The organism is Streptomyces sp. CB01249, assembly GCF_001905735.1.
In the GTDB taxonomy this organism is placed as follows: Bacteria; Actinomycetota; Actinomycetes; order Streptomycetales; family Streptomycetaceae; genus Streptomyces.
Genome location: NZ_LISW01000003.1, coordinates 359,672 through 384,772, shown reverse-complemented (window position 1 = coordinate 384,772; position 25,101 = coordinate 359,672). Strand labels below are relative to the sequence as shown.

Sequence of the window (25,101 nt, the reverse complement as noted above, 5' to 3'; positions counted from 1 at the left end):
GCGTAAGCGAATGGCAGGAGAACCGCAGCCCGACTGCCTGTTCTGCAAGATCGTCTCGGGGGACATCCCGGCCACCATCGTCCGCGAGACCGACACCACCGTCGCGTTCCGCGACATCAACCCCCAGGCGCCCACGCACGTACTCGTCATCCCGCGCCTGCACTACCCGGACGCCGCATCGCTCGGCGCCGCCGAACCGCAGGTGCTCGCCGACGTGCTGTGCGAGGCGGGCAACGTCGCCGCCGACGAGAAGATCGACCAGACCGGCTACCGGGTCGTGTTCAACACCGGCGCCGGCGCCGGCCAGACCGTCTTCCACGCCCACGCGCACGTCCTCGGCGGCCGGGGTCTGGAATGGCCGCCCGGATAATGTCCGCCCGTGAACTCGTCGTGCTCGGGACCGCCAGCCAGGTCCCGACACGGCACCGGAACCACAACGGCTATCTGCTCCGCTGGGACGGCGAGGGCATCCTCTTCGACCCCGGCGAGGGCACCCAGCGCCAGATGCTGCGGGCCGGGGTCGCCGCGCACGACATCAACCGGATCTGCGTCACGCACTTCCACGGCGACCACTCGCTCGGCCTGGCCGGGGTGATCCAGCGGATCAACCTCGACCAGGTCCCGCACCCGGTGACCGCCCACTACCCGGCGAGCGGGCAGCGCTTCTTCGACCGGCTGCGGTACGCCACCGCCTACCGCGAGACCGTGCAGCTGACCGAGGCCCCCGTCGCCGCCGACGGACCGCTGGCCACCACCGCCGCGTACACGCTCGACAGCCACCGGCTCTCGCACCCCGTCGAGTCGTACGGCTACCGGCTCACCGAGCCCGACGGGCGGCGGATGCTGCCCGCGAAGCTCGCGGAGCACGGCATCAGGGGGCCCGACGTCGGACGCCTCCAGCGCGAGGGCGCCCTCGGCGGTGTCACGCTCGCCGACGTCTCCGAGCACAGGCGCGGACAGCGGTTCGCGTTCATCATGGACACCAGGCTCTGCGACGGGGTGTACGCCCTCGCCGAGGGCTGCGACCTGCTGGTCATCGAGTCGACGTTCCTCGACGCGGACCGGAAGCTGGCCGCCGACCACGGCCACCTGACCGCCGCCCAGGCGGCCCGGGTCGCCCGGGATTCGGACGTGCGGCACCTCGTCCTGACGCACTTCTCCCAGCGCTATCCGGAACCGGAGGCGTTCGAGGCCGAGGCCCGGGCGGCCGGTTACGAGGGCGAACTGACCGTCGCCCAGGACCTCACACGCGTACCGGTCCCCAGCCGCCACGCGTAGCACCACCCTCCCCACACGATTGAGATCACCGTGCACCTCCCCAAAGCCGAACTCCACCTCCACATCGAGGGAACCCTCGAACCGGAACTGGCCTTCGCGCTCGCCGCGCGCAACGGCGTGACCCTCCCGTACGCGGACACCGAAGCCCTGCGCACCGCGTACCTCTTCGAGGACCTCCAGAGCTTCCTGGACCTCTACTACGCGCTGATGGCCGTGCTGCGGACCGAGGACGACTTCGCCGAACTCGCCGACGCCTACCTGGCCCGCGCCGCCGCCCAGGGCGTCCGCCACGCCGAGATCTTCTTCGACCCGCAGGCCCACACCGCGCGCGGCGTGCCCCTCGGCACCGTGGTGGAGGGCCTGGGCCGGGCGCTGGAGCGCAGCGAGGAGAAGCACGGCATCTCCACCCAGCTGATCATGTGCTTCCTGCGCGACCAGTCCGCCGAATCGGCCCTGGAGACCCTGGAGGCCGCCCGGCCGCACCTGCACCGGATCAGCGCCGTCGGCCTGGACTCCGCCGAGGTCGGCCACCCGCCCGTGAAGTTCCGCGAGGTGTACGAACGGGCCGGGGAGCTCGGCCTGCGCAAGGTCGCCCACGCGGGCGAGGAGGGCCCGCCCGCGTACATCCGCGAGGCACTCGACGTCCTGGGCGTGGAGCGCATCGACCACGGGCTGCGCTGCATGGAGGACCCGGACCTGGTGAAGCGGCTCGTCGCGGAGCGCGTCCCGCTCACGCTGTGCCCGCTGTCCAACGTACGGCTGCGCGCGGTCGACACCCTGGAGCAGCACCCGCTGCCCGCGATGCTGGAGGCCGGGCTGCTCTGCACGGTGAACTCCGACGACCCCGCCTACTTCGGCGGATACGTCGGAGACACCTTCCACGCCGTCCACGAAGCGCTCGGCCTGGACCGCGAGCAGCTGCGCACGCTGGCCCGCAACTCCTTCGAGGCGGCCTTCCTCGACCACGACGAGGAGCGCAGGGCGCGCTACCTGTCCGAGGTCGAGGCGTACGCGTTCGACTGACCGCCCTCCGGGCCGGCCGTCCGGAACGCGTTCCTGCCGAGGCGCCTGCGGCGCAGGGCCGGGATGCTGATCTCCGTGACGGCCTGCTCGGGCGCGCCCAGCTTGGGCACGGCTCCGGGCACCGCACCCGTGGTGACGGCGAGCAGGGCCGCGGGCGCGCCGCCCCGGCGGCGTACCGAACCGGGCACCAGCGGACGGCCGCCGATGTGCAGGGCGACCGCGGTCACCGGGAGCGCTATCAGCAGGGTCGTCGCGCCCAGCACCAGGCCCATCCCGGGGTAGCCGGCCTCCTCCGACAGCACACTGCCGAGCACCGGTCCGCAGGCGACGCCCACGGACGAGGCGGACCCCGCGAGGACCGCCCAGCGGCCGCGTACGTCGAGCGAGGCCGCGAGACCGATCAGGTAGGACAGGACCACCGGGTAGACGGTGTTCCACAGGATCTCGCCGGTCGCGAAGGAGCCAAGGCTCCCGGCGGACGAGCTGAGCACGATGCTCCCCGCGATCACGGCGGTGCCCACCCCGATCGGGACCGCGCGCCCCAGCTTCGAGCCCAGCACCCCGGCGCCCATCACGCCGAGCAGCCCGGCGCCGAGCGCGGCGGCGAAGACGGCGCCGATCGTCACCTCGGACAGCCCGACCTGGTCCACGCCGATCCGGCTGCTGACGCCCCACAGCGCGTTCTGCGCCATCGACCAGATCAGCATGCCGCCCGCGAGCACCAGCCCGGAGCGGCGGTGCGGCAGCCGGCCCTGCGCGGGGACGGCCGGACCGGCCGCGGCCGAGCCGCCGAGCCGGGAGGTGGCCGGCCAGACCAGGAGCGCGACCAGGGCGATCGAGGCGAACGGCAGCCGGTGGCCGCCGCCCAGGTGCGGGACCGTCAGATACAGGGCGCCCGCGGTCGCCGAGACGCTCAACAGGCCCAGGGACGAGGTGCGGTGCGGGTCGCTCTGGGCGGCGATGCCCGCCGCCGCGACGGCGGTCGCCGTACCGGAGCCGAAGCCGCCGACCATCGCGCCCGCGACCACCAGCGGCACGGTGCCGGCCAGCGCCGCGCAGCCGTACCCCACCACGCACAGGACCAGTCCCACGCGCGCCGGTCTGCACGGCCCGTACGTCTCCACGCGTCCCGCCAGGGAGAAGCCGGCGGAGGCCGAGCTCAGCAGCAGCGCGCTGCCGACGAGCCCGGCCTGAGCCGTGCTCAGGCCCAGATAGACGGAGAGCCGTCCCACGATGGTGGGGAGGAGGTAGGCGGCGAGGTAACCGGCGGTGAACACGGCGACCAGGGGCCACGCGGCGCGAGGGCGCGAGGACATGGGCGTTCCTGAAGACATGCCGGGATACGGCAGAAGGCAGAGGGGGGTAAGGCAGAAGGCGAAGCAGAGGGGGAAATCAGAGAAATCGGCGCTTCCGTCGGGTACGTCTCCAACGGTGCTCGCGGGCCAATTTGTATCAAGTGCTCCCGGCCCACCGAAAGCCGGTGTTCTGTGATCTGGGCCACTTTTGTGTTTATGCAGTTCGTGGATGGGTATCCGCGCATGTTTATGCAGGTCAGCGCCCGTGAACACACGCGCGGCGCGCACTCGTCCATCAGCGCCGCGTTTCGGGCACACTGGCCGCAACCGCCGCGACCGGGGAGTGCAAGGTGAGCGCTGACATTCCGCAGATCGACCCGCTGGACGGGCTGCGCGCCCCGCAGGACCCCGACTGCGACGTCTTCCTCACCGGCACGGTCTTCCTGGACATCATCTTCACCGGCCTGGACAGCGCCCCCGTGCGGGGCACCGAGTCCTGGGCGCGCGGCATGGGCTCCAGCCCCGGCGGCGTCGCCAACATGGCCACCGCGCTGGCCCGCCTCGGCCTGCGCACCTCCCTGGCCGCCGCGTTCGGCGACGACCACTACGGCGAGTACTGCTGGGACGCGCTCGAACAGGGCGAGGGCATCGACCTCTCCCGCTCGCACACGGTGCGGGGCTGGCACTCCCCGGTGACCGTCTCCATGGCGTACGAGGGCGAGCGGACGATGGTCTCGCACGGCCACGAGGCCCCGACGCTCCCCACCACAGCCTCGCCCGAGGCCCCCGCCTTCCCCCGCTGCCCGCCCAGGGCCCGGGCCGCCGTCACCTCACTGGTGCCCGGCCGCACCGAACCCTGGGTCGCCGAGGCCGCCCGCCGGGGGGCCCTGATCTTCGGGGACGTCGGCTGGGACGAGACCGGGCGCTGGGACCTGGACGCCCTCAGCGGCCTGGAGCACTGCCACGCCTTCCTGCCCAACGCCGAGGAGGCGATGCGCTACACCCGCACCGACTGCCCCCGGGCCGCCGCGCACGCCCTCGCCGAACGCGTACCGCTCGCCGTCGTCACCCTGGGCTCCGAGGGCGCCTACGCGGTCGACGCCGCCACCGGTACCGCCGCCGAGGTCCCGGCCATCGAGGTCGAGGCGCTGGACCCGACCGGCGCCGGCGACGTCTTCGTGGCCGGCTTCGTCACCGGGACCCTGGCCGGCTGGCCCCTCGCCGACCGCCTCGCCTTCGCCGGGCTGACCGCGGCCCTCTCCGTCCAGGAGTTCGGCGGCTCGCTCTCGGCCCCCGGCTGGGCGGAGATCGCCGCCTGGTGGCAGCAGGTGCGCACCTGCGCCGGGCAGGACCCGGCCGCGCTCAGGCGCTACGCCTTCCTGAACGAGCTGCTGCCGGCCGCCGCCCGGCCCTGGCCGCTGCGCCGGGCCGTGCCCACGATCGGTTTCCGCGCCTGACCCCACTGCCCCGTAAAACCTCTGGTGTTGTCCGTACGGAGTCGTAGGCTTGAGGCACACGAGGTTTTCGAGCAGCGAGAACCCTGCAACAGGAGGTATGCGCAGGCCCGAGGGCCGGCCCATGACTCAGTCACCCACACAGCCGCAGGCGCGTGCCCACATCAGCATCCCGGCCGCTCACCCGATGGTGATGCTCCTGGGAGCGGGCGACTCGCTGCTGCGCGTGATCGAAGCGGCGTTCCCGGCGGCCGACATCCACGTCCGGGGAAATGACATAAGCGCGACGGGCGACGCGGCGGACATCGCCCTGATCCAGCGCCTGTTCGACGAGATGGTGCTGGTGCTCCGCACCGGGCAGCCGATGACGGAGGACGCCGTGGAACGGTCGATCGCGATGCTCAAGGCCACCGACAACGGCCAGGCGGACGGCACGGAGACCCCGGCCGAGGTGCTGACGCAGAACATCCTCTCCAGCCGCGGCCGCACGATCCGCCCCAAGACGCTCAACCAGAAGCGGTACGTCGACGCGATCGACAAGCACACGATCGTCTTCGGCATCGGCCCCGCCGGTACCGGCAAGACCTACCTGGCCATGGCCAAGGCGGTCCAGGCCCTCCAGTCCAAGCAGGTCAGCCGGATCATCCTGACCCGTCCGGCGGTCGAGGCGGGCGAGCGCCTGGGCTTCCTCCCCGGCACGCTGTTCGACAAGATCGACCCGTATCTGCGCCCGCTCTACGACGCCCTGCACGACATGCTCGACCCCGACTCGATCCCGCGCCTGATGGCGGCGGGCACGATCGAGGTCGCGCCCCTGGCGTACATGCGCGGCCGGACCCTGAACGACGCCTTCATCATCCTGGACGAGGCGCAGAACACCAGCGCCGAGCAGATGAAGATGTTCCTGACCCGGCTCGGCTTCGATTCCAAGATCGTCGTCACCGGTGACATCACCCAGGTCGACCTGCCGACGGGGACCAAGAGCGGTCTGCGCCAGGTGCAGGACATCCTGGAGGGCATCGACGACGTGCACTTCTCCCGCCTCACCTCCCAGGATGTCGTCCGGCACAAGCTGGTCGGCCGTATTGTCGACGCGTACGAGAAGTACGACAGCAGCAAGGGCGAGCAGGACGGCGGGGGCCATCGGGGCCGCGGCCGTCACAACGGGAAGCAGTAGCAGCGCACCATGTCGATCGACGTCAACAACGAGTCCGGAACCGAGGTCGACGAGCAGGCGATCCTCGACATCGCCCGCTACGCGCTCGCGCGCATGCGGATCCACCCGCTCTCCGAGCTCTCGGTGATCGTGGTGGACGCCGCGGCCATGGAGCAGCTGCACATCCAGTGGATGGACCTCCCGGGCCCGACCGATGTCATGTCCTTCCCGATGGACGAGCTGCGTCCGCCGGCCAAGGACGACGAGGAGCCCCCACAGGGGCTGCTCGGTGACATCGTGCTCTGCCCCGAGGTCGCCAAGCGGCAGGGCGAGGAGGCCGAGACCCAGCACTCCATGGACGAGGAGCTCCAGCTGCTCACCGTCCACGGGGTGCTGCACCTGCTGGGCTACGACCACGAGGAGCCGGACGAGAAGGCCGAGATGTTCGGCCTCCAGGCGGCCATCGTGGACGGCTGGCGCGGTGAGCGCGGGCTGACCGGGCCGTCCCCCGCCCCGACCGTCTCGTGAGCCTGCCCCTGATCTCCGGCGTCGTCCTGCTGGTCGTCGTCGGGTGGCTGGCCGCCTGCGCCGAGGCGGGCATCGCCCGTACGTCGAGCTTCCGGGCCGCCGAGGCGGTCCGCTCGGGCCGGCGCGGCAGCGCCAAGCTGGAACAGGTCGCGGCCGACCCGACGCGCTACCTCAACGTCGCCCTGCTGGTGCGGGTCGCCTGCGAGATGGCCGCCGGGGTGCTCGTCACGTACGCCTGCCTGAAGGAGTTCCCGGAGACCTGGGAGGCGCTGGCCGTCGCCATCGGCGTGATGGTCCTCGTCTCCTACGTCGCGATCGGCGTCTCCCCGCGCACCATCGGCCGCCAGCACCCGCTGAACACGGCGACCGCTTCGGCGTACGTGCTGCTGCCGCTGGCCCGGATCATGGGGCCGATCCCGCAGCTGCTGATCCTCCTCGGCAACGCGCTGACCCCCGGCAAGGGGTTCCGCAAGGGCCCGTTCGCCAGCGAGGCCGAGCTGCGGGCCATGGTGGACCTCGCCGAGCAGGAGTCGCTGATCGAGGACGAGGAGCGCCGCATGGTGCACTCCGTCTTCGAGCTCGGTGACACGCTCGTACGCGAGGTGATGGTCCCGCGCACCGACCTCGTCTGCATCGAGCGCTACAAGACGATCCGTCAGGCGCTCACCCTCGCCCTGCGCTCCGGCTTCTCGCGGATCCCGGTCACCGGCGAGAACGAGGACGACATCGTCGGGATCGTCTACCTCAAGGACCTGGTCCGCAAGACGCACATCAACCGGGACTCGGAGGCCGACCCGGTCTCCACCGCGATGCGCCCGGCGTCGTTCGTGCCCGACACGAAGAACGCCGGTGACCTGCTGCGCGAGATGCAGCAGGAACGCAGCCACGTCGCCGTCGTCATCGACGAGTACGGCGGCACGGCGGGCATCGTCACCATCGAGGACATCCTGGAAGAGATCGTCGGCGAGATCACCGACGAGTACGACCGCGAGCTGCCGCCCGTCCAGGAGCTGGAGAACGGCTGCTTCCGGGTCACCGCCCGGCTCGACATCGGCGACCTCGGCGAGCTGTTCGGCCTCGACGAGTACGACGACGAGGACGTGGAGACGGTCGGCGGGCTCCTCGCGAAGGCGCTGGGCCGGGTCCCGATCGCGGGCGCCTCCTCGGAGGTCGGACTGCCCGACGGGCGGCGGCTGCGGCTGACCGCGGAGTCCCCGGCGGGCCGGCGCAACAAGATCGTCACGGTGCTGGTGGAGCCGGTGGCTCCCGAGGAGGAGGAGACGCCGGAATGACCCCGCAGCAGCTGAGGGCCTTCTGCCTGAGCTTCAACGCGAGCGCCGAGGAGTTCCCGTTCGGGCCCGAGGCGTCCGTCTTCAAGGTGCTCGGCAAGATGTTCGCCCTCAGCGCGCTGGACGGCCGGCCGCTCACGGTGAATCTCAAGTGCGACCCCGACGAGGCGGTGCGGCTGCGCGAGGAGTACGAGGCGGTGGTCCCCGGCTGGCACATGAACAAGCGCCACTGGAACACCGTCACCGTCTCCGGACTGCCCGACGCGAAGCTGCGCGAGCTCATCGAGGACAGCTACGACCTGGTGGTGGCGGGGCTGCCGAAGGCGGAGCGGCTGCGGCTCGACCGTCCCTGAGGCACACCGGACCGGGGCTCCCGCCCGTCCCGGTCCGCGCCGGGCTTCGTATGCTCGGCACATGACTGAGAGCACCGGCACCACCGACCTCGGCGCCGAGGACCGCAAGATCGTCACCCTGGCGCGCAGCGCCCGCGCCCGCAACGGCGTCCCCGAGGGCGCGGCCGTCCGGGACGAGACCGGGCGCACCTACGTGGCCGGGACCGTGGAGCTGGAGTCGCTGAAGCTCAGCGCGCTGCGGACGGCCGTCGCGATGGCGGTGGCCAGCGGGGCGAAGTCCCTGGAGGCCGCCGCGATCGTCTCCGAGTCGGACGCCCCCTCCGACGAGGACCGGGCCGCCGTACGGGACCTGGGCGGGGCCGGCACGCCGGTGCTGCTCGCCGGGCCGGACGGACAGCTGCGGCTCAGCGTCACCGCCGGCTGACCCCCGTACGGAGCGGGGCCCGGGGCCGTCCGGACCGGGCCCGGAGGCCGTGGCGGGCGCCTCGGTGCCCCGCAGTCCCCGGGATCGGGGACAATGGGCGCCATGAGCGTTCGACCTAACCCTGAAGCCGCCGCGCGGCAGGCCGAGAATCCCGCCCCCCACCGGGCCGGCTTCGCCTGCTTCGTGGGCCGCCCCAACGCGGGCAAGTCCACCCTGACGAACGCTCTGGTCGGGCGGAAGGTGGCCATCACCTCCAACCGGCCGCAGACGACCCGGCACACCGTGCGCGGCATCGTGCACCGGCCGGACGCCCAGCTGATCCTGGTCGACACCCCCGGGCTCCACAAGCCGCGCACCCTGCTGGGCGAGCGGCTGAACGACATCGTGCGCACCACCTGGGCCGAGGTCGACGTGATCGGCTTCTGCCTGCCCGCCGACCAGAAGCTCGGCCCCGGCGACAAATACATCGTCAAGGAGCTCGCGGGCATCCGGAAGACGCCCAAGATCGCGATCATCACCAAGACCGACCTGGTCGACTCCAAGCAGCTCGCCGAACAGCTGCTGGCCGTCTCGCAGCTCGGCGAGGAGCTGGGCTTCGAGTGGGCGGAGATCATCCCGGTCTCGGCCGTCAAGGACCAGCAGGTCGACCTGCTCTCCGACCTGATCGCCCCGCTCCTGCCCGAGAGCCCGCCGCTCTACCCGGAGGGCGACCTCACGGACGAGCCGGAGATGGTGATGGTCGCGGAGCTGATCCGCGAGGCCGCGCTCGAAGGCGTCCGCGACGAGCTGCCGCACTCCATCGCGGTCGTCGTCGAGGAGATGCTGCCGCGCGAGGACCGGCCGGCGGACAAGCCGCTGCTGGACATCCACGCCAACGTCTACATCGAGCGCCCCAGCCAGAAGGGCATCATCATCGGCCCGAAGGGCAAGCGCCTGAAGGACGTCGGCACCAAGTCCCGCAAGCACATCGAGGCCCTGCTCGGCACGCCCGTCTTCCTCGACCTGCACGTCAAGGTCGCGAAGGACTGGCAGCGCGATCCCAAGCAGCTGCGCAAGCTCGGGTTCTGAGCGACACCGCGCTCCGGCGGCCGGAGGCCGACGCAGCCGCCCGAAGCCGCTGAGGCCCCCTTGGGCCGAAGGGTGCGAGGGGGGCCGTGTAAGTGGGTCCCCAAGCAGCTGCGCAAGCTCGGGTTCTGATCGCGCCGCCCTCCTCACGTCACCCCGATCTCACGCGCCCTCCTTCAGGACGCGTGAGATCAGGGCGCGCTGGGACGCGGTCAGGCGGGGGTCCGCGCAGTGCACGGTTTCGCCGTCGATCGTTATCCGGTAGCTGAAGCCGTCCGGGACGCCCCGGGGGGCGGCGGCCTGGCCGTCGGCGAGTGCCGAGCCGGCCAGGGCCTCCCACTCCCGGGCGTCGGCCCGTCCGGAGGTGTCGATCTCGCCCTGGCGCGCGATGCCGGCGAAGCCGCCGGTCCTGCTCACCTGGATCCGCATGCGGTGTCCCTTCCTAATCGGTCGGAACGCCCACCTCCGACCACGCCTTGAGGACGGCCTCCACCTCGTCGCCCTCGCCGAAGCGACTGCGTGCCGCCGCCACGGTCAGCCGGGCGAAGTCCGCGAAGTCCGCGTCCACCGCCAGTTCACCACCTGTGAGCACATCGAACCAGAGCTGGCCCGCCCGCTCCCAGGAGCTGCCGCCCAGCGCGGTCGCCAGCAGGTAGAACGCGCGGTTGGGGATGCCGGAGTTGAGGTGGACCCCGCCGTTGTCGTCGCCGGTGTGGATGTAGTCGTCCATGGACGCCGGCTGCGGGTCCTTGCCGAGCACGTCGTCGTCGTACGCCGTGCCGGGTGCCTTCATCGAGCGCAGCGCCACGCCCTGGACCCGGGGCGCGAGCAGCCCCTCGCCGATCAGCCAGTCCGCCTGGTCGGCGGTCTGGCCCAGCGAGTACTGCTTCACGAGGGAGCCGAAGACGTCCGAGACCGACTCGTTGAGCGCGCCGGACTGGCCGTAGTAGCTCAGATTGGCCGTGTACTGCGTGAGCCCGTGGGCCAGCTCGTGGGCGATCACGTCGATGGCGACGGTGAAGTCGAGGAAGATCTCGCCGTCCCCGTCGCCGAAGACCATCTGCTCGCCGTCGAAGAAGGCGTTGTTGTACTTCTCGTCGTAGTGGACGGACCCGATCAGCGGCAGTCCGTTGCCGTCGATGGAGCGACGGCCGTAGGCGGTGAGCAGCAGGTCGAAGGTGGCGCCCAGGCCCGCGTACGCGCGGTTGACGCTGGCGTCCTTCGTGGGCTTCTCGCCCTCGCCGCGGACCTTGGTGCCCGGCAGGTCCGTGCCCTGGCGGCAGTCGTAGAGCGTGCGGTGGGGCTTGGCGGCGCCCTCGTCGTCCGGCTCGGCGGGGGTGGTGGGCCGGGCGACGGTCGTCACCTGGCGGCGGGTGCGGCGGGCCGCGTCGGACTCCAGGGTGCGGCGGGCCGGATCGGCGAGGGCGGGGTCGTCGGACTGGGACAGCTTGTCGAGGACGTGGGGCGGGACGATGGTGCAGAAGACGGGGTGGAACCCCTGCTGTGAACTGGGCTGCATACACACGACTGTGGCACTCCGTAAGTGCAATGTCACTGGTTGCAACCGGGGTTGATGAAATGGAGTGATTGGTCACGGTTGGGCGTTTAGGTCGTCCCGTACGGGTAAGGGCGGCCGCTGATCCCGCATACTGGAACAGCACCCACGTCTCGGGCGCCCCTCGGCTAGTCTCGACGCATCATGCGTTTCGGGCTGCTTCTTCTTAGCTGCCGCGGCGAGGGCCTGTAGTCGAGGCCGACCCCCTCCCCGCGGAGTCTGGTGTTGCAGAAACACAGTCGGCCGTCCCGGAGAAGGACACCCGAGGAGCCCTGCGCCATGACCGAAGTGAACCCCGCCCAGACCCCCGCCTCGCACGCCGTCGGCCGCCCCACGCCGATCACCAACGCCACGGTGCTGCAGAAGCCGTCCGGGATGCCGGTCCACAAGTACGGCGGCTACGAGGCCGTCGACATCCCCGACCGCACCTGGCCCGAGAAGCGGATCACCAAGGCGCCCCGCTGGCTCTCCACCGACCTGCGCGACGGCAACCAGGCCCTGATCGACCCGATGTCGCCGGCCCGCAAGCGCGAGATGTTCGACCTGCTCGTACGCATGGGCTACAAGGAGATCGAGGTCGGCTTCCCGTCCTCCGGCGAGACCGACTTCGCCTTCGTCCGCTCCATCATCGAAGAGGGCGCGATCCCCGAGGACGTGACGATCTCCGTCCTGACGCAGGCCCGCGAGGAACTGATCGAGCGGACCGTCGAATCACTGCGCGGCGCGCACCGCGCCACCGTCCACCTGTACAACGCGACCGCCCCGACCTTCCGCCGCGTGGTCTTCCGCGGCTCCCGCGAGGAGGTCAAGCAGATCGCGGTGGACGGCACCCGGCTGGTCATGGAGTACGCCGACAAGATCCTGGGCGACGAGACGATCTTCGGCTACCAGTACAGCCCCGAGATCTTCACGGACACCGAGCTGGACTTCGCCCTGGAGGTCTGCGAGGCGGTCTGTGACGTCTGGCAGCCCGAGGAGGGCCGCGAGATCATCCTCAACCTGCCCGCCACCGTGGAGCGTTCGACGCCGTCCACGCACGCGGACCGGTTCGAGTGGATGTCGCGCAACCTGTCGCGCCGCGCGTTCGTCTGCCTGTCCGTCCACCCGCACAACGACCGCGGCACCGCCGTCGCCGCCGCCGAACTGGCTCTGATGGCCGGGGCGGACCGGATCGAGGGCTGCCTGTTCGGCCAGGGCGAGCGCACCGGCAACGTCGACCTGGTGACGCTGGGCATGAACCTTTTCTCGCAGGGCGTCGACCCGCAGATCGACTTCTCGCAGATCGACGAGATCCGCCGCACCAGCGAGTACTGCAACCAGATGGAGGTCCACCCGCGCCACCCCTACGCGGGCGACCTGGTCTACACCGCCTTCTCCGGCTCCCACCAGGACGCCATCAAGAAGGGCTTCGACGCCATGGAGGCCGACGCGGCCGCCCAGGGCAAAACGGTGGACGACATCGAGTGGGCCGTGCCGTACCTGCCGATCGACCCGAAGGACGTCGGCCGGTCCTACGAGGCGGTCATCCGCGTCAACTCGCAGTCCGGCAAGGGCGGCATCGCGTACGTCCTGAAGAACGACCACAAGCTGGACCTGCCCCGCCGGATGCAGATCGAGTTCTCCCGGATCATTCAGGCCAAGACCGACGCCGAGGGCGGCGAGGTCACGCCGACGCAGATCTGGAGCGTCTTCCAGGACGAGTACCTGCCCAACCCGGACAACGCCTGGGGCCGTGTGCAGATCCGCTCCGGCCAGAGCACGACCGGCACCGACGGCCGCGACACGATCACCGTCGAGGCGACCGTGGACGGCGTCGACACCGTGCTGACCGGTTCCGGCAACGGCCCGATCTCCGCGTTCTTCGAAGCGCTGCAGGCCATCGGCATCGACGCCCGGCTGCTGGACTACACCGAGCACACCATGAGCGAGGGCGCGAGCGCGCAGGCCGCCTCGTACATCGAGTGCGCCATCGACGGAAAGGTGCTGTGGGGCATCGGCATCGACGCCAACACCACCCGCGCCTCCCTGAAGGCGGTCGTCTCGGCCGTCAACCGCGCCACCCGCTGACCCGGCGCCGAAAAGGCCCGGAGTCGCACGGTCCGCGAACCCCGCCCACCCGCTTCCGGGGGGCGGGGTTCGGCCATTCTCCGGGGGGTTGTGACGGGCAGGGTGCTGACGGCGCAACGGGGATGTGGTTAACATCACGTCGACACGGCAGTGTTGCCGGAGTGTTACGGAGGTGTGCGACGTGCGGTCAGCCCTGGGACAACGCGCCATGAAGCTGCGTATCTGCGGCATCCGTACGCTGTGGGACACCACCGGTGACGGGGAGTTCTTCTGCCCCGGCTGCGGCGGTGACCGCAACTACCGCCGCCTCACCGGCCGCCGCCGCTTCGCCGTGCTGGGCGTGCCCCTGCTGCGGCGCGGCACCACGGGCCCGGTGGTCGAATGCGCCGCCTGCCACCAGCACTTCGACCCGGAAACGCTCGACCACCCCACCACCACCCGCTTCTCCGCGATGCTCAGGGACGCCGTGCACACCGTGGCCCTCGGCGTCCTCGCGGCGGGCGGCAGCACCTCCCGTACGGTCCTGGAGAGCGCCGCCGAGACCGTGCGCGGCGCCGGGTTCGAGGACTGCACGCCCGAACAGCTCGCCACCGTGGTCGAGGTGCTGTCCGCCGACATCGGCCACGGCTCCGCGTTCGACCCGGCGGCCGAGGCGTGCGGCGCGGCCCTCGCCATCGAGCTGCACGAGGCGCTGGAACCGCTCGCCCCGCACCTCGCCCCCACCGGGCGCGAATCGATTCTGCTCCAGGGCGCCCGGATCGCCCTCGCCGACGGCGCCTACAGCATCGCCGAGCGCGAGGTGCTGACCACCGTCGGCGGGGCGCTGAGGCTGCGCGCCGAGGACACCGCCCGGCTGCTCGCCGAGGCGGCGCGTACGCCCTCCTGATCCGCCCCCGCCCGGTACTCCCCAGGGAGTAACGGGCCCGCCGCGCCCACCCCGGCAGTAGCCGGGAAGTCGGCCCCTGGCGCGACGAAGTTCCCTCGCCCCGACGGGAGTCTGGACACGACCGGACACCCGTACGGAAGGGGGGCCTCCCATGAGGACCGCGGAACAGGAAAGCGGCACACGCACGCGAACGGTGAGCCGATGGCGGCTGCTGCCCTGGGCGGTCCTCGCCCTCTGGGCCGCCGTCATGGCCGTCGCCGGTCCGTTCGCCGGGAAGCTCGGGGACGTGGAGGTCAACCGGGCGGTCGACTACCTCCCGGCGAGCGCCGACTCCACGCAGGCCGCGAAGATCCAGGACGCGCTGCCCGGCGGTGAGTCCACCGACCTCGTCCTCGTCTACCACCGCGACGGCGGCCTCACCGCCGCCGACCGGGCGCTCGCGGCCCGGCAGACCGCCGAGGTGGCGAGCGGCCACACCCTCACCGCGCCCCCGCGCGCCGTGCCCTCCGAGGACGGCACCACGCTGATGTACCCCGTCTCCACGACCGAGCCCGGCCAGGACGACGAGGCCCGCACCGCGTTCGTGGACGAGGTCCGCGAGACCGCGCGCGGCGGCGGGGGACTGGGCGTCGAGGTCGGCGGGCCCGGGGCGATGGACGTGGACGCGAAGAAGGTCTACGGCTCGCTCGGCGGACCGCTGCTCTACACGACCGTCGGCGTCGTCGCGGTCCTGCTGATCCTCATCTACCGCAGCCCGCTGCTCTGGCTGGTGCCGCTTGTCGTCGCGGGCGTCGCCGACGCCCTGTCCATGGGCATCGTCCACGGGCTCCACCGCGGCCTCGACGTCACCGTCACCGGCCAGAGCTCCGCCGTGACGACCATCCTCGTCTTCGGCGCCGGTACCGACTACGCCCTGCTGCTCGTCTCCCGCTACCGCGAGGAGCTGACCCGCGCCGAACACCCCCGCGACGCCATGGCGGCGGCGCTGCGCGGCTGCGGACCCGCCGTCCTCGCCTCCTCCGGGACCGTCGCGGCGGGCCTCCTGTGCCTTCTGGCGGCCGATCTCACCAGCAGCCGGGGCATGGGCCCCATCGCCGCCGTGGGCGTCCTGTGCGCCCTCCTGGCCATGCTGACGCTGCTGCCGGCCGTCCTGGTCCTGCTGGGCCGCCGGGTCTTCTGGCCGCTCGTCCCCGTGTACGGCTCCGAGCCGCGCCGCCGCCGTTCCCTCTTCGCGGCCATGGGCGGCTCCGCCGGGCGCAGGCCGGTCGCGGTCCTCGTCACCGGCGGGGTGCTGCTGGGCGCGCTGTCGCTCGGCGTGTTCCACCTGCCCGGCCACCTCAAGCCGGCGGACTCCTTCACCACGAAGCCGGACTCGGTCACCGCGATGAAGACCCTCGCCGACGCCTACCCCGGCCGCTCCAGCCAGCCCGTCATCGTGACCACGCCCACCGACGGGGCCCCCGGCGCGCTGGCGCAGGCCCGTACCACCGAGGGCGTCGCGGCCGTCGAGCGCGGCCGCAGCGGCGGCGGCTGGACCGAGCTGTCCGTCACCGCGGAGGCCGCCCCCGAGTCGGCCGGTGAGCGGGCCACCATCCTCGCCCTGCGCGAACGCCTCCCCGGCAGCCACGTCGGCGGGCCCAGCGCCCAGCAGATGGACCTGGAGAAGGCCGGTACCCGGGACCTGAGGACCGTCGTCCCGCTCGTCCTGCTCTCCGTCCTCCTCATCCTGATCGCCCTCCTGCGCAGCCTCGTCGCACCCCTGCTGCTCGTCGCCGCCGTCGTCGCGGTCTGGGGCGCGGCCCTCGGCATCGGCGGACTGCTCTTCGAACCGCTCCTCGGCCTCAAGGGCACCGACCCCGGGCTGCCCCTGCTCACCTTCGTCTTCCTGGTGGCCCTGGGCGTCGACTACGGCATCTTCCTGATGCACCGGGTCCGCGAGGAGGCCCGGGGCGGCGCGGAGCCCACCGAGGCGGCGCTCACCGCCCTGCGCACCACCGGCGGGGTCATCGCCTCGGCCGGGCTCGTGCTCGCCGCCACCTTCGCCGTGCTGACGAACATGCCCATGACGGGCCTGGTGGAGATGGGCTTCGTGATCGCCGTCGGCGTCCTCCTCGACACCTTCCTGGTCCGCACCTACCTGGTGACATCGGCGAGCGTGGCCCTCCAGCGCAGGATCTGGTGGCCGGGCGCGCTCAGCCGCCCGGCGCCCGCCGCCGGGACCCGCGAACCGGAACTCGTCGGGACCCCGTGACGGCGCTGACAGCGCCCCGCCCCGTACCGGAGGATGGCCACGTGCCCCCAGCCAACTCCCCGGCCACGAGCCGCCGTGACCGCATCCTGGCCGTCGTCAACCGCGACCCGATGCGGGCGCCGCACCGGACGCGCAACGACGCCCTGACCGCCGTGGCCGCCGCGGTGCTCTCCACGGCCCTCGCGCTGGCCGCCGGAGGCGCCGGGAGGATGGGCGCGACGGGCTGGGCCCTGCTCCTGGGCAGCGCCGTACCGCTCGTCTGGCGGCGGCGCGCCCCGGTGCCGGTCCTGCTCGCCATGGTGCCGCTGCTGGCGGCCTACCACGGCGCCGACAACCTCCACACGGCGCCGATGCCGCAGACCTGGATCGCGCTCTACACGGTGGCCGTCACCGGCCGCCCGCTGCGCACCCTGGCCGTCGGCATCGGCGTCACCTCCGTGATGGTGACGGTGGTGCTCGCCCTCAACGCCCACGACGGGCTCGAACTGCTGCGGATCTCCGGGTGGATCGTCGCGGTGCTGTTCTGCGGGGTCGACGTGCGCATCTACCGCCAGTACGTCGCCTCGGTGCTGGAGCGCGCCGAACGCGCCGAGCGGACCCGGGAGGAGGAGGCCGCCCGCCGGGTCGCGGAGGAGCGGCTGCGGATCGCCCGCGACCTGCACGACCTCCTCGCGCACAGCATCACCGTCATCGGGGTGCGGACCTCGGTCGCCTCGCACATCCTGACCGTCGACCCGGAACGGCTCGACCGGCGGGCCGTCGCGGCCGCGCTGGACGACATCGCCGACACCTGCCGGGAGGCCAGGGCGGAGCTCCGGACCACTCTCCAGGTGCTGCGCGGCACCGGCCAGGACGGCGGGGGAGCGGACGCCGAGGGCCCGCTGCCCGACCTGGCCGCCCTGCCCGGCCTCGTACGGGCCGCCGAGGCGGCCGGGGCGCGGGTCGAGCTCGACACCGGCGTCCCGGCCGGACGCCTCGCCCCGGCCATCGGGGCGGCCGCCTACCGGATCGTCCAGGAGTCCCTGACGAACGCGGTGCGCCACGCGGGCGCCGGGGTCCGGGTGCGCGTCGTCGTCGCCCCGGCGGGCGGGGCGCTGCGGGTCACGGTCACCGACGACGGCACCGGTCCGGTGGAGGACGGCGCCGGGTCCGGGTTCGGGATCGTCGGCATGCGGGAACGCGCCCGGTCCACGGGCGGCACCCTGACGGCGGGCCCGCGCCCCGGAGGCGGCTTCGAGGTGTCGGCCCTGCTGCCTCTCCCGTCGGCGCCCCCGGGAAACCACCCGGACGAGCCACCCACGGACGCGCGTGAACACGTATCGGCACGGGAAGCGGGGACCACCTCATGATCCGGGTACTGCTCGCGGACGACCAGACGCTCGTCCGGGCGGCCTTCGCCATGCTCGTCGGCTCCGACCCGGAGATGGAGGTGGTCGGCGAGGCCGCCACCGGCCTGGAAGCGGTCGCGCTCGCCCGCTCGGCCCGCGCCGACCTCGTCGTCATGGACATCCGGATGCCGGAGCTCGACGGCATCGAGGCCACCCGACGGATCGCCGCCGACGAGGACCTGGCCGGGGTGAAGGTGCTGGTCCTCACCACCTACGACACCGACGACCACATCGTCGAGGCGCTGCGCGCGGGCGCCTCCGGCTTCCTGGTCAAGGACACCCGGCCCGCCGACCTGCTGGCCGCGATCAGGACCGTCGCGGCCGGGGACTCCCTGCTCTCGCCCGGCCCGACCGCCCGGCTCATCGCCCGGGTGCTCAGCGCCCCGAGCGCGCCCACCGGACCCGGCCCCGCAGGCCTCGGCGTGCTCTCCGAGCGGGAGTGCCAGGTCCTGTCCCTGGTCGCGCGCGGCCTCAACAACACCGGGATCGCCGAGAGCCTGGGCCTCAGCCCGCTCACCGCCAAGACCCACGTCAGCCGGATCATGGGCAAGCTGGGCGCCCGCGACCGGGCCCAGCTGGTCATCGCCGCCTACGAGTCGGGGCTCGTGGTGCCCGCCGGGGGAGGCTGACCGGGCCGCCTCGCGGGGGCGGGCCCCGGGTGTCGGTGGCGTACCGGACAATGGGACGCATGAGCTTGTTCCGGGACGACGGCGTGGTGCTGCGCACGCAGAAACTGGGCGAGGCCGACCGGATCATCACGATACTGACCCGGGGCCACGGCCGGGTGCGCGCCGTCGCGCGCGGGGTGCGGCGCACCAAGTCGAAGTTCGGGGCCCGGCTTGAGCCGTTCTCCCATGTGGACGTGCAGTTCTTCGCGCGGGGCAGCGAGCTGGTCGGGCGGGGTCTTCCGCTGTGCACCCAGAGCGAGACGATCGCCCCGTACGGCGGCGGGATCGTCACGGACTACGGGCGCTACACCGCCGGGACCGCGATGCTGGAGACCGCCGAGCGCTTCACGGACCACGAGGGCGAACCGGCGGTCCAGCAGTACCTGCTGCTGGTGGGCGGGCTGCGCACGCTGGCCCGGGGCGAGCACGAGCCGCATCTGATCCTGGACGCCTTCCTGCTGCGCTCCCTCGCGGTCAACGGCTACGCCCCCAGCTTCGACGACTGCGCCCGGTGCGGACTGCCCGGACCGAACCGTTTCTTCTCCGTGGCGGCGGGCGGCATCGTATGCGGCGACTGCCGGGTGCCCGGCAGCGTCGTACCCTCGGCTGAGGCCGTCGCCCTGCTGAGCGCCCTGCTCACCGGCGACTGGGAGACGGCGGACGCGTGCGAGGCGCGTCATGTCAGGGAGGGGAGCGGGCTGGTGTCCGCGTATCTGCACTGGCATCTGGAGCGCGGGCTGCGTTCACTGCGGTACGTAGAGAAGTGACACAGGGAGACTGAGAAGCTCATGGCAGTACGCGGGATGCTCGGCGGCCGTAACCGGCGCGACTACAAGACCCCGGAGCCGCACCCGTCCGGTGCCGTGCCCCCGAAGATCCCCGGTGAGCTGGTGCCCAAGCACGTCGCCATCGTGATGGACGGCAACGGCCGCTGGGCGAAGGAGCGCGGCCTGCCGCGCACCGAGGGGCACAAGGTCGGTGAGGCCGTCGTCATGGACGTGCTCAAGGGCTGCATCGAGATGGGCGTCAAGAACCTCTCGCTGTACGCCTTCTCGACGGAGAACTGGAAGCGGTCCCCGGAGGAGGTGAAGTTCCTGATGAACTTCAACCGGGACGTCATCCGCCGCCGCCGTGACGAGATGGACGAGCTCGGCATCCGGATCCGCTGGGTGGGCCGCATGCCCAAGCTGTGGAAGTCGGTCGTCCAGGAGCTCCAGGTCGCCCAGGAGCAGACCAAGGACAACGACAAGATGACGCTGTACTTCTGCGTCAACTACGGCGGCAGGGCGGAGATCGCGGACGCCGCGCAGCGGATCGCGCAGGACGTCGCCGCCGGGCGGCTCGACCCGTCGAAGGTCAACGAGAAGACGTTCGCGAAGTACATCTACTACCCGGACATGCCGGACGTGGACCTGTTCGTGCGCCCCAGCGGCGAGCAGCGCACCTCGAACTACCTGATCTGGCAGAGCGCGTACGCCGAGATGGTCTTCCAGGACGTGCTGTGGCCGGACTTCGACCGTCGCGACCTGTGGCGCGCCTGTCTGGAATTCGCCCAGCGCGACCGCCGGTTCGGCGGCGCCAAAGAGGTCGCGGCCTCGGGAAACTGAGCGGAAGGGCCGGCGGGCATGTCCCCGCCGGCCCCTTTCCTATTTCCTAGTTCTCGCCGCTCGCGCAGTCCGCGCAGGTGCCGAAGACCTCGACCGTGTGTGCCACGTTGACGAAGCCGTGCTGGCTGGCGATGGTCTCGGCCCACTGCTCGACCACGGGACCCTCGACCTCGACCGCCTTGCCGCACATGCGGCAGACCAGGTGGTGGTGGTGCTCGCCGGTCGAGCAGCGCCGGTAGACGGACTCCCCCTCCGTGGTGCGCAGGACGTCCACCTCACCGGCGTCCGCGAGGGACTGGAGGGTGCGGTAGACCGTCGTCAGGCCGACCGAGTCCCCCCGGTGTTTGAGGACGTCGTGCAGCTCCTGGGCGCTGCGGAACTCGTCCACCTCGTCGAGCGCGGCCGCGACGGCTGCCCGCTGCCGGGTCGAGCGGCCGCGTACCGGAGCCGCGTTCGTACCACTGATCGGCGCCGTCGCCACAGGAGCCTCCTCGTGTCGCCCGTACATCTGTCGGGCCATTGTGCCAGCCCGCCCCATCCGGGGAGTCAGACTCGGACGTCGTCCGGCGCCGGGCGGGCCCCCGGTACTTCCAGGGTGCACCGCTCCGCCTCGGTCTCGCCGCGCCGGGCCCGGCCGCGGGCGAGCGGGGCGGCGAGCAGCGTCAGGACGACGAAGACGCCGATGGCCAGCAGCACGATCGTCGCGCCGGGCGGGACGTCCTGGTAGTACGAGGTGATGGTGCCGGACAGGGTGACGCCGACGCCGATGACGACGGCGAGCACGAACGTCACCTTGAAGGACCGGGTGATCTGCTGCGCGGCGGCGACCGGGACCACCATCAGGGCGCTGACCAGCAGCAGCCCCACGACCCGCATCGCGACCGTGACGGTCACGGCGGCGGTGACCGCGACGAGCAGGTTCAGCATCCGCACCGGCAGGCCGGTCACCCGGGCGAACTCCTCGTCCTGGCTGACCGCGAACAGCTGCCGCCGCAGCCCCACCGTCACCAGCAGCACGAACGCGGCGAGCAGCGAGATCGCGGTGATGTCCTCGGAGGAGACCGTGGACAGCGAGCCGAAGAGGTACGAGGTCAGGTTGGCGTTCGAGCCGGTGTCGGAGAGGTTGATCAGCAGGACACCGCCCGCCATGCCCCCGTAGAAGAGCATGGCCAGCGCGATGTCGCCGCGGGTGCGGCCGTACCAGCGGATCAGCTCCATGACGACCGCGCCCACGACGGCGACGGCGGTGGCCATCCAGACCGGGCTGGTGGAGAGCAGGAAGCCGAGGCCGACGCCGGTCATCGCGATGTGGCCGATGCCGTCGCCCATCAGGGCCTGCCGGCGCTGCACGAGGTAGATGCCGACGGCGGGCGCGATGACGCCGACCAGCACGGCGGCGAGCAGGGCCCGCTGCATGAAGGGAGGGTCGAGGAATTCCATGATCAGCTCAGCAGTCCCGTCCGGACGGGCTCGGAAGCCGCGTGGGGGTGTACGTGGTCGTGGCCGGGCAGGGCGTGCTGCCCGACGGCCTTCGGGGGCGGTCCGTCGTGCAGGACGCAGCCGTCGCGCAGGACGACCGCCCGGTCGATCAGGGGCTCCAGCGGGCCCAGCTCGTGCAGGACGAGGAGCACGGTGGTGCCGGCGGCGACCTGCTCGCGCAGGGTGGCGGCCAGGATCTCCTGGCTGGCCAGGTCCACGCCCGCCATCGGCTCGTCCATGATCAGGAGCTCCGGTTCGGCGGCGAGCGCGCGGGCGATCAGCACGCGCTGGTGCTGGCCGCCGGAGAGGGCGTTCACCGAGTCCTTCGCACGGTCGGTGAGGCCGACGAGCTCGATGGCCCGGTCGACGGCGGCGCGGTCGGCCTTGCGGAGGAGGCCGAGCCGGGTGCGGGAGAGCCGCCCGGCGGAGACGACCTCGCGGATCGTGGCGGGCACGCCGCCGGCCGCGGTGGTCCGCTGCGGTACGTAGCCGACTCGGGCCCAGTCGCGGAAGCGGCGCAGCGGGGTGCCGAAGAGCTCGACGGTGCCCCCGGTCAGGGGGACCTGGCCGATGACCGAGCGGACGGCGGTGGACTTGCCGGAGCCGTTGGCGCCGAGCAGGGCGACGACCTCGCCGCGGCCCACGGTCAGGTCGACGCCGCGCAGCACGGGGCGCGCGCCCAGCGTGGCGGTCGCGTCGCGTACGGCGATCACGGGTTCGCGGGTGGGGTGCTGGGGCTCGGGCATGAGCGCCTCCGGTGCTGCTGCGCGGTTCGGGCCGACGGGTGCGGTGAGGTCGTCGGATGCGGTGGGGTCGTCGCTCACTTCGCGCCGAGCGCGGAGCGCAGGGCGGCGAGGTTGGACTTCATGACCTCGATGTAGTCATCGCCCTTGGAGCTGTCGGTGATTCCCTCCAGCGGGTCCAGGACGTCGGTCTTCAGGCCGGTGTCGCGGGCGACCGTCTTCGCGGTCTTGTCGCTGGCGAGCGTCTCGAAGAAGACGGTGGTGACCTTCTTCTTCTCGGCGATGTCGTGCAGGGCGCTGATGCGGGCGGGGCTGGGCTCGGCCTCGGGGTCGATGCCGGCGATGCCCTCCTGGGTCAGGCCGTAGCGTTCGGCGAGGTAGCCGAAGGCGGAGTGCGTGGTGATGAACGTCTTCGTCGCGGTGTTCTTCAGCCCGGTCCGGTACGCGGTGTCGAGCGCGCCCAGCTCCTTGACCAGCGCGTCGGTGTTCTTGCGGTAGTCCGCCGCGTGGTCCGGGTCGGTCTTCTCCAGGGACTTCCCGACGCCCTCGGCGACCTCGGTGTACTTCACCGGGTCCAGCCAGATGTGCGGGTCGGCACCGGCCTCGTCGCCCTCGTGCTCGTGGCCGTGCTCCTCGCCGCCGGTCTCGGTGCCGTGGTCCTCCAGCGTGGTCAGCGTCGCGGCGTCGAGGGTGTGGGAGGCGCCGGACTGCTTGATCGCCTCGTCGACGGCGGGCTGGAGGCCCTTGAGGTAGAGGATGAAGTCCGCGTCGCTGAGCCTGCCGGTCTGCCGGGGGCTGAGCTCCAGGTCGTGGGGCTCCACGCCGGGCTTGGTGAGGCTGGTGACCGAGACGTGGTCGCCGCCTATGCGCTCGGCCAGGAACTGCATCGGATAGAAGGACGCCACCACGTCCAGCCGCCCGTCGCTCTTGTGGTCGGAGTTGTCGGACGAGGAACAGGCGGTGACGGCGGTGAGGCCGAGCGCGACCGCGCCGGTGACGGCGGCGGCCGGTATGAGGCGGCGTATGTTCATGACACTCATTTTCAACAAAAGTGGAAACGATTGTCAACAAGCGGGGTTCGCGAACGGGACCGGTACCGATTTGATCGAAGGGCAGGCGCCGCCGGTAATCTGGGCTCTTCGCCCGCCCGTTCCGTCGTAATGAAGAGAGCACCGTGGCCGCCGACAAGATCGACACCATCGTCAGCCTGAGCAAGCGCCGTGGCTTCGTCTACCCCTGCAGCGAGATCTACGGTGGTCAGAAGGCCGCCTGGGACTACGGGCCGCTGGGCGTCGAGCTCAAGGAGAACCTGAAGCGCCAGTGGTGGCGCTACATGGTCACCTCCCGCGAGGACGTCGTCGGCATCGACTCGTCGGTCATCCTGGCCCCCGAGGTGTGGGTGGCGTCCGGCCACGTCGCCACGTTCTCGGACCCGCTGACCGAGTGCACCTCCTGCCACAAGCGCTACCGCGCGGACCACCTGGAGGAGGCGTACGAGGAGAAGCACGGCAAGGTGCCCGCCAACGGCCTCGCCGACCTCAACTGCCCCAACTGCGGCAACAAGGGCACCTTCACCGAGCCCAAGCAGTTCTCCGGCCTGCTCTCCACGCACCTCGGCCCGACCCAGGACTCCGGCTCGGTCGCCTATCTGCGCCCCGAGACCGCCCAGGGCATCTTCACCAACTTCTCCCAGGTGCTGACCACCGCGCGCAAGAAGCCCCCGTTCGGCATCGCGCAGATGGGCAAGTCCTTCCGCAACGAGATCACTCCGGGCAACTTCATCTTCCGCACGCGCGAGTTCGAGCAGATGGAGATGGAGTTCTTCGTCAAGCCGGGCGAGGACGAGCAGTGGCAGGAGTACTGGATGGAGCAGCGCTGGAACTGGTACACCGGTCTCGGCCTGCGCGAGGAGAACATGCGGTGGTTCGAGCACCCGCAGGAGAAGCTCTCCCACTACTCCAAGCGCACCGCTGACATCGAGTACCGCTTCCGCTTCGGCGGCAGCGAGTGGGGCGAGCTGGAGGGCGTCGCCAACCGCACCGACTACGACCTCAACGCCCACTCCAAGGCGTCGGGCACGGACCTCTCCTTCTTCGACCAGGAGAAGAGCGAGCGCTACACCCCGTTCGTCATCGAGCCCGCGGCCGGTGTCGGCCGCGCGATGCTGGCCTTCCTCCTCGACGCGTACAGCGAGGACGAGGCGCCGAACGCCAAGGGCGTCATGGAGAAGCGCGCCGTGATGCGCCTCGACCCGCGCCTGGCGCCGGTCAAGGTCGCGGTCCTCCCGCTCTCCCGCAACCCGCAGCTCTCGCCGAAGGCCAAGGGCCTCGCCGCCGACCTCCGGCAGAACTGGAACATCGAGTTCGACGACGCCGGTGCCATCGGCCGCCGCTACCGCCGCCAGGACGAGATCGGTACGCCGTTCTGCGTCACCGTCGACTTCGACACCCTGGACGACAACGCGGTCACCGTCCGCGAGCGCGACACGATGAAGCAGGAGCGCGTCTCCCTGGACCAGATCCAGGGCTACCTCGCCTCCCGCCTGCTCGGCTGCTGACGCCCGCACCCGCTGAACGAGGCCCCCGCTTTCGC

The 25,101-nt window shown here is 71.7% G+C and carries 25 protein-coding genes; 18 read left to right on the top strand and 7 right to left on the bottom strand.

The features are described 5' to 3' along the window. Positions 1-10: 10 nt before the first annotated feature. From AMK18_RS17500 to AMK18_RS17490, 3 genes are read left to right on the top strand one after another with little or no spacing between them, the layout of a single operon-like run. A complete protein-coding gene (locus AMK18_RS17500) occupies positions 11-370 on the top strand; it encodes a histidine triad nucleotide-binding protein (protein ID WP_018103253.1) in 360 nt (119 codons plus the stop codon). After that, positions 370-1,278, top strand: a complete 909-nt coding sequence (locus AMK18_RS17495; RefSeq protein WP_073863488.1) for a ribonuclease Z — start codon at positions 370-372, stop codon at positions 1,276-1,278. The genes AMK18_RS17500 and AMK18_RS17495 overlap by 1 nt, the downstream gene beginning before the upstream one ends. Before the next feature lie 30 nt (positions 1,279-1,308). Beyond that, positions 1,309-2,301, top strand: a complete 993-nt coding sequence (locus AMK18_RS17490) for an adenosine deaminase (RefSeq protein WP_018103255.1) — start codon at positions 1,309-1,311, stop codon at positions 2,299-2,301. Here the strand turns inward: AMK18_RS17490 and AMK18_RS17485 are convergent. Further along, on the bottom strand, positions 2,265-3,617 hold the full coding sequence (locus AMK18_RS17485; protein WP_018103256.1) for an MFS transporter: 1,353 nt from the start codon (positions 3,615-3,617) through the stop codon (positions 2,265-2,267). The genes AMK18_RS17490 and AMK18_RS17485 overlap by 37 nt on opposite strands. Before the next feature lie 329 nt (positions 3,618-3,946). On the opposite strand from AMK18_RS17485, the gene AMK18_RS17480 reads away from it, so the two are divergent. From AMK18_RS17480 to era, 7 genes are all read left to right on the top strand, one after another. Continuing rightward, the gene (locus tag AMK18_RS17480; RefSeq protein WP_073863487.1) at positions 3,947-5,053 is read left to right on the top strand and encodes a PfkB family carbohydrate kinase; all 1,107 of its coding nucleotides are present in this window, start codon (positions 3,947-3,949) and stop codon (positions 5,051-5,053) included. A gap of 121 nt (positions 5,054-5,174) precedes the next feature. After that, on the top strand, positions 5,175-6,227 hold the full coding sequence (locus AMK18_RS17475; RefSeq protein ID WP_073863486.1) for a PhoH family protein: 1,053 nt from the start codon (positions 5,175-5,177) through the stop codon (positions 6,225-6,227). 9 nt (positions 6,228-6,236) lie between these two features. Further along, positions 6,237-6,734 (top strand): rRNA maturation RNase YbeY, encoded by a 498-nt coding sequence (gene ybeY, locus AMK18_RS17470; RefSeq protein WP_018103259.1) that lies wholly within the window; start codon positions 6,237-6,239, stop codon positions 6,732-6,734. Continuing rightward, positions 6,731-8,026: a hemolysin family protein gene (locus AMK18_RS17465; RefSeq protein WP_018103260.1), complete on the top strand. Its 1,296-nt coding sequence runs from the start codon at positions 6,731-6,733 to the stop codon at positions 8,024-8,026. Before ybeY ends, AMK18_RS17465 begins: the two co-directional genes overlap by 4 nt. Then, entirely contained in the window at positions 8,023-8,376 is a 354-nt protein-coding gene (locus AMK18_RS17460; protein WP_018103261.1) for an MmcQ/YjbR family DNA-binding protein, read from the top strand. The genes AMK18_RS17465 and AMK18_RS17460 overlap by 4 nt, the downstream gene beginning before the upstream one ends. Before the next feature lie 61 nt (positions 8,377-8,437). After that, the gene (locus tag AMK18_RS17455) at positions 8,438-8,800 is read left to right on the top strand and encodes a cytidine deaminase (RefSeq protein ID WP_073863485.1); all 363 of its coding nucleotides are present in this window, start codon (positions 8,438-8,440) and stop codon (positions 8,798-8,800) included. 93 nt (positions 8,801-8,893) lie between these two features. After that, positions 8,894-9,868 carry a GTPase Era gene (era, locus tag AMK18_RS17450; protein WP_198957024.1) on the top strand — a complete coding sequence of 325 codons (975 nt, stop codon included), beginning with the start codon at positions 8,894-8,896 and terminating at the stop codon, positions 9,866-9,868. Positions 9,869-10,027: 159 nt separating this feature from the next. Here era and AMK18_RS17445 read toward each other — a convergent pair whose 3' ends face one another. Continuing rightward, positions 10,028-10,294, bottom strand: a complete 267-nt coding sequence (locus AMK18_RS17445) for a protealysin inhibitor emfourin (RefSeq protein WP_073863484.1) — start codon at positions 10,292-10,294, stop codon at positions 10,028-10,030. Between the two features lie 13 nt (positions 10,295-10,307). Further along, a complete protein-coding gene (locus AMK18_RS17440) occupies positions 10,308-11,384 on the bottom strand; it encodes a M4 family metallopeptidase (protein ID WP_073863483.1) in 1,077 nt (358 codons plus the stop codon). A 315-nt stretch (positions 11,385-11,699) separates the two neighbouring features. Between AMK18_RS17440 and leuA the strand changes: the two genes are divergently transcribed. The 7 genes from leuA to AMK18_RS17405 all read left to right on the top strand — a co-directional run bounded on the left by leuA (position 11,700) and on the right by AMK18_RS17405 (position 20,287). Continuing rightward, the gene (gene leuA, locus AMK18_RS17435; protein ID WP_073863482.1) at positions 11,700-13,487 is read left to right on the top strand and encodes a 2-isopropylmalate synthase; all 1,788 of its coding nucleotides are present in this window, start codon (positions 11,700-11,702) and stop codon (positions 13,485-13,487) included. 208 nt (positions 13,488-13,695) lie between these two features. Next, positions 13,696-14,373 carry a TerB family tellurite resistance protein gene (locus tag AMK18_RS17430; protein WP_018103267.1) on the top strand — a complete coding sequence of 226 codons (678 nt, stop codon included), beginning with the start codon at positions 13,696-13,698 and terminating at the stop codon, positions 14,371-14,373. Positions 14,374-14,566: 193 nt separating this feature from the next. After that, on the top strand, positions 14,567-16,624 hold the full coding sequence (locus AMK18_RS17425; protein WP_073863481.1) for an MMPL family transporter: 2,058 nt from the start codon (positions 14,567-14,569) through the stop codon (positions 16,622-16,624). A gap of 41 nt (positions 16,625-16,665) precedes the next feature. Beyond that, positions 16,666-17,973 carry a sensor histidine kinase gene (locus AMK18_RS17420; protein ID WP_073863480.1) on the top strand — a complete coding sequence of 436 codons (1,308 nt, stop codon included), beginning with the start codon at positions 16,666-16,668 and terminating at the stop codon, positions 17,971-17,973. After that, positions 17,970-18,641 (top strand): response regulator, encoded by a 672-nt coding sequence (locus AMK18_RS17415; protein ID WP_073863479.1) that lies wholly within the window; start codon positions 17,970-17,972, stop codon positions 18,639-18,641. Before AMK18_RS17420 ends, AMK18_RS17415 begins: the two co-directional genes overlap by 4 nt. Before the next feature lie 59 nt (positions 18,642-18,700). Next, positions 18,701-19,447, top strand: coding sequence for a DNA repair protein RecO (gene recO, locus AMK18_RS17410; protein WP_018103271.1), 747 nt, complete (start codon positions 18,701-18,703; stop codon positions 19,445-19,447). Positions 19,448-19,468: 21 nt separating this feature from the next. Further along, positions 19,469-20,287: an isoprenyl transferase gene (locus tag AMK18_RS17405; RefSeq protein ID WP_073863478.1), complete on the top strand. Its 819-nt coding sequence runs from the start codon at positions 19,469-19,471 to the stop codon at positions 20,285-20,287. A 46-nt stretch (positions 20,288-20,333) separates the two neighbouring features. Here the strand turns inward: AMK18_RS17405 and AMK18_RS17400 are convergent, their stop codons facing one another. From AMK18_RS17400 to AMK18_RS17385, 4 genes are all read right to left on the bottom strand, one after another. Continuing rightward, positions 20,334-20,768, bottom strand: coding sequence for a Fur family transcriptional regulator (locus AMK18_RS17400; protein ID WP_018103273.1), 435 nt, complete (start codon positions 20,766-20,768; stop codon positions 20,334-20,336). A 65-nt stretch (positions 20,769-20,833) separates the two neighbouring features. Continuing rightward, entirely contained in the window at positions 20,834-21,727 is an 894-nt protein-coding gene (locus AMK18_RS17395) for a metal ABC transporter permease (protein ID WP_073863477.1), read from the bottom strand. Between the two features lie 2 nt (positions 21,728-21,729). Beyond that, a complete protein-coding gene (locus AMK18_RS17390) occupies positions 21,730-22,512 on the bottom strand; it encodes a metal ABC transporter ATP-binding protein (RefSeq protein ID WP_018103275.1) in 783 nt (260 codons plus the stop codon). 74 nt (positions 22,513-22,586) lie between these two features. Further along, positions 22,587-23,540, bottom strand: coding sequence for a metal ABC transporter substrate-binding protein (locus AMK18_RS17385; protein ID WP_073863476.1), 954 nt, complete (start codon positions 23,538-23,540; stop codon positions 22,587-22,589). A gap of 143 nt (positions 23,541-23,683) precedes the next feature. Here AMK18_RS17385 and AMK18_RS17380 point away from each other — a divergent pair, with 143 nt between their 5' ends. Next, positions 23,684-25,066 carry a glycine--tRNA ligase gene (locus AMK18_RS17380; protein WP_073863475.1) on the top strand — a complete coding sequence of 461 codons (1,383 nt, stop codon included), beginning with the start codon at positions 23,684-23,686 and terminating at the stop codon, positions 25,064-25,066. The last annotated feature ends 35 nt before the right edge of the window (positions 25,067-25,101 follow it).

Bases quoted from the DNA above. Each gene is read 5' to 3' on its own strand.
- AMK18_RS17500 (WP_018103253.1), top strand. From the start codon at position 11: ATGGCAGGAGAACCGCAGCCCGACTGCCTGTTCTGCAAGATCGTCTCG.
- AMK18_RS17495 (WP_073863488.1), top strand. From the start codon at position 370: ATGTCCGCCCGTGAACTCGTCGTGCTCGGGACCGCCAGCCAGGTCCCG.
- AMK18_RS17485 (WP_018103256.1), bottom strand. From the start codon at position 3,617: ATGTCCTCGCGCCCTCGCGCCGCGTGGCCCCTGGTCGCCGTGTTCACC.
- AMK18_RS17475 (WP_073863486.1), top strand. From the start codon at position 5,175: ATGACTCAGTCACCCACACAGCCGCAGGCGCGTGCCCACATCAGCATC.
- ybeY (WP_018103259.1), top strand. From the start codon at position 6,237: ATGTCGATCGACGTCAACAACGAGTCCGGAACCGAGGTCGACGAGCAG.
- AMK18_RS17460 (WP_018103261.1), top strand. From the start codon at position 8,023: ATGACCCCGCAGCAGCTGAGGGCCTTCTGCCTGAGCTTCAACGCGAGC.
- AMK18_RS17455 (WP_073863485.1), top strand. From the start codon at position 8,438: ATGACTGAGAGCACCGGCACCACCGACCTCGGCGCCGAGGACCGCAAG.
- era (WP_198957024.1), top strand. From the start codon at position 8,894: ATGGGCGCCATGAGCGTTCGACCTAACCCTGAAGCCGCCGCGCGGCAG.
- AMK18_RS17445 (WP_073863484.1), bottom strand. From the start codon at position 10,294: ATGCGGATCCAGGTGAGCAGGACCGGCGGCTTCGCCGGCATCGCGCGC.
- AMK18_RS17440 (WP_073863483.1), bottom strand. From the start codon at position 11,384: ATGCAGCCCAGTTCACAGCAGGGGTTCCACCCCGTCTTCTGCACCATC.
- leuA (WP_073863482.1), top strand. From the start codon at position 11,700: ATGACCGAAGTGAACCCCGCCCAGACCCCCGCCTCGCACGCCGTCGGC.
- AMK18_RS17430 (WP_018103267.1), top strand. From the start codon at position 13,696: ATGAAGCTGCGTATCTGCGGCATCCGTACGCTGTGGGACACCACCGGT.
- AMK18_RS17415 (WP_073863479.1), top strand. From the start codon at position 17,970: ATGATCCGGGTACTGCTCGCGGACGACCAGACGCTCGTCCGGGCGGCC.
- recO (WP_018103271.1), top strand. From the start codon at position 18,701: ATGAGCTTGTTCCGGGACGACGGCGTGGTGCTGCGCACGCAGAAACTG.
- AMK18_RS17405 (WP_073863478.1), top strand. From the start codon at position 19,469: ATGGCAGTACGCGGGATGCTCGGCGGCCGTAACCGGCGCGACTACAAG.
- AMK18_RS17395 (WP_073863477.1), bottom strand. From the start codon at position 21,727: ATGGAATTCCTCGACCCTCCCTTCATGCAGCGGGCCCTGCTCGCCGCC.
- AMK18_RS17390 (WP_018103275.1), bottom strand. From the start codon at position 22,512: ATGCCCGAGCCCCAGCACCCCACCCGCGAACCCGTGATCGCCGTACGC.
- AMK18_RS17385 (WP_073863476.1), bottom strand. From the start codon at position 23,540: ATGAACATACGCCGCCTCATACCGGCCGCCGCCGTCACCGGCGCGGTC.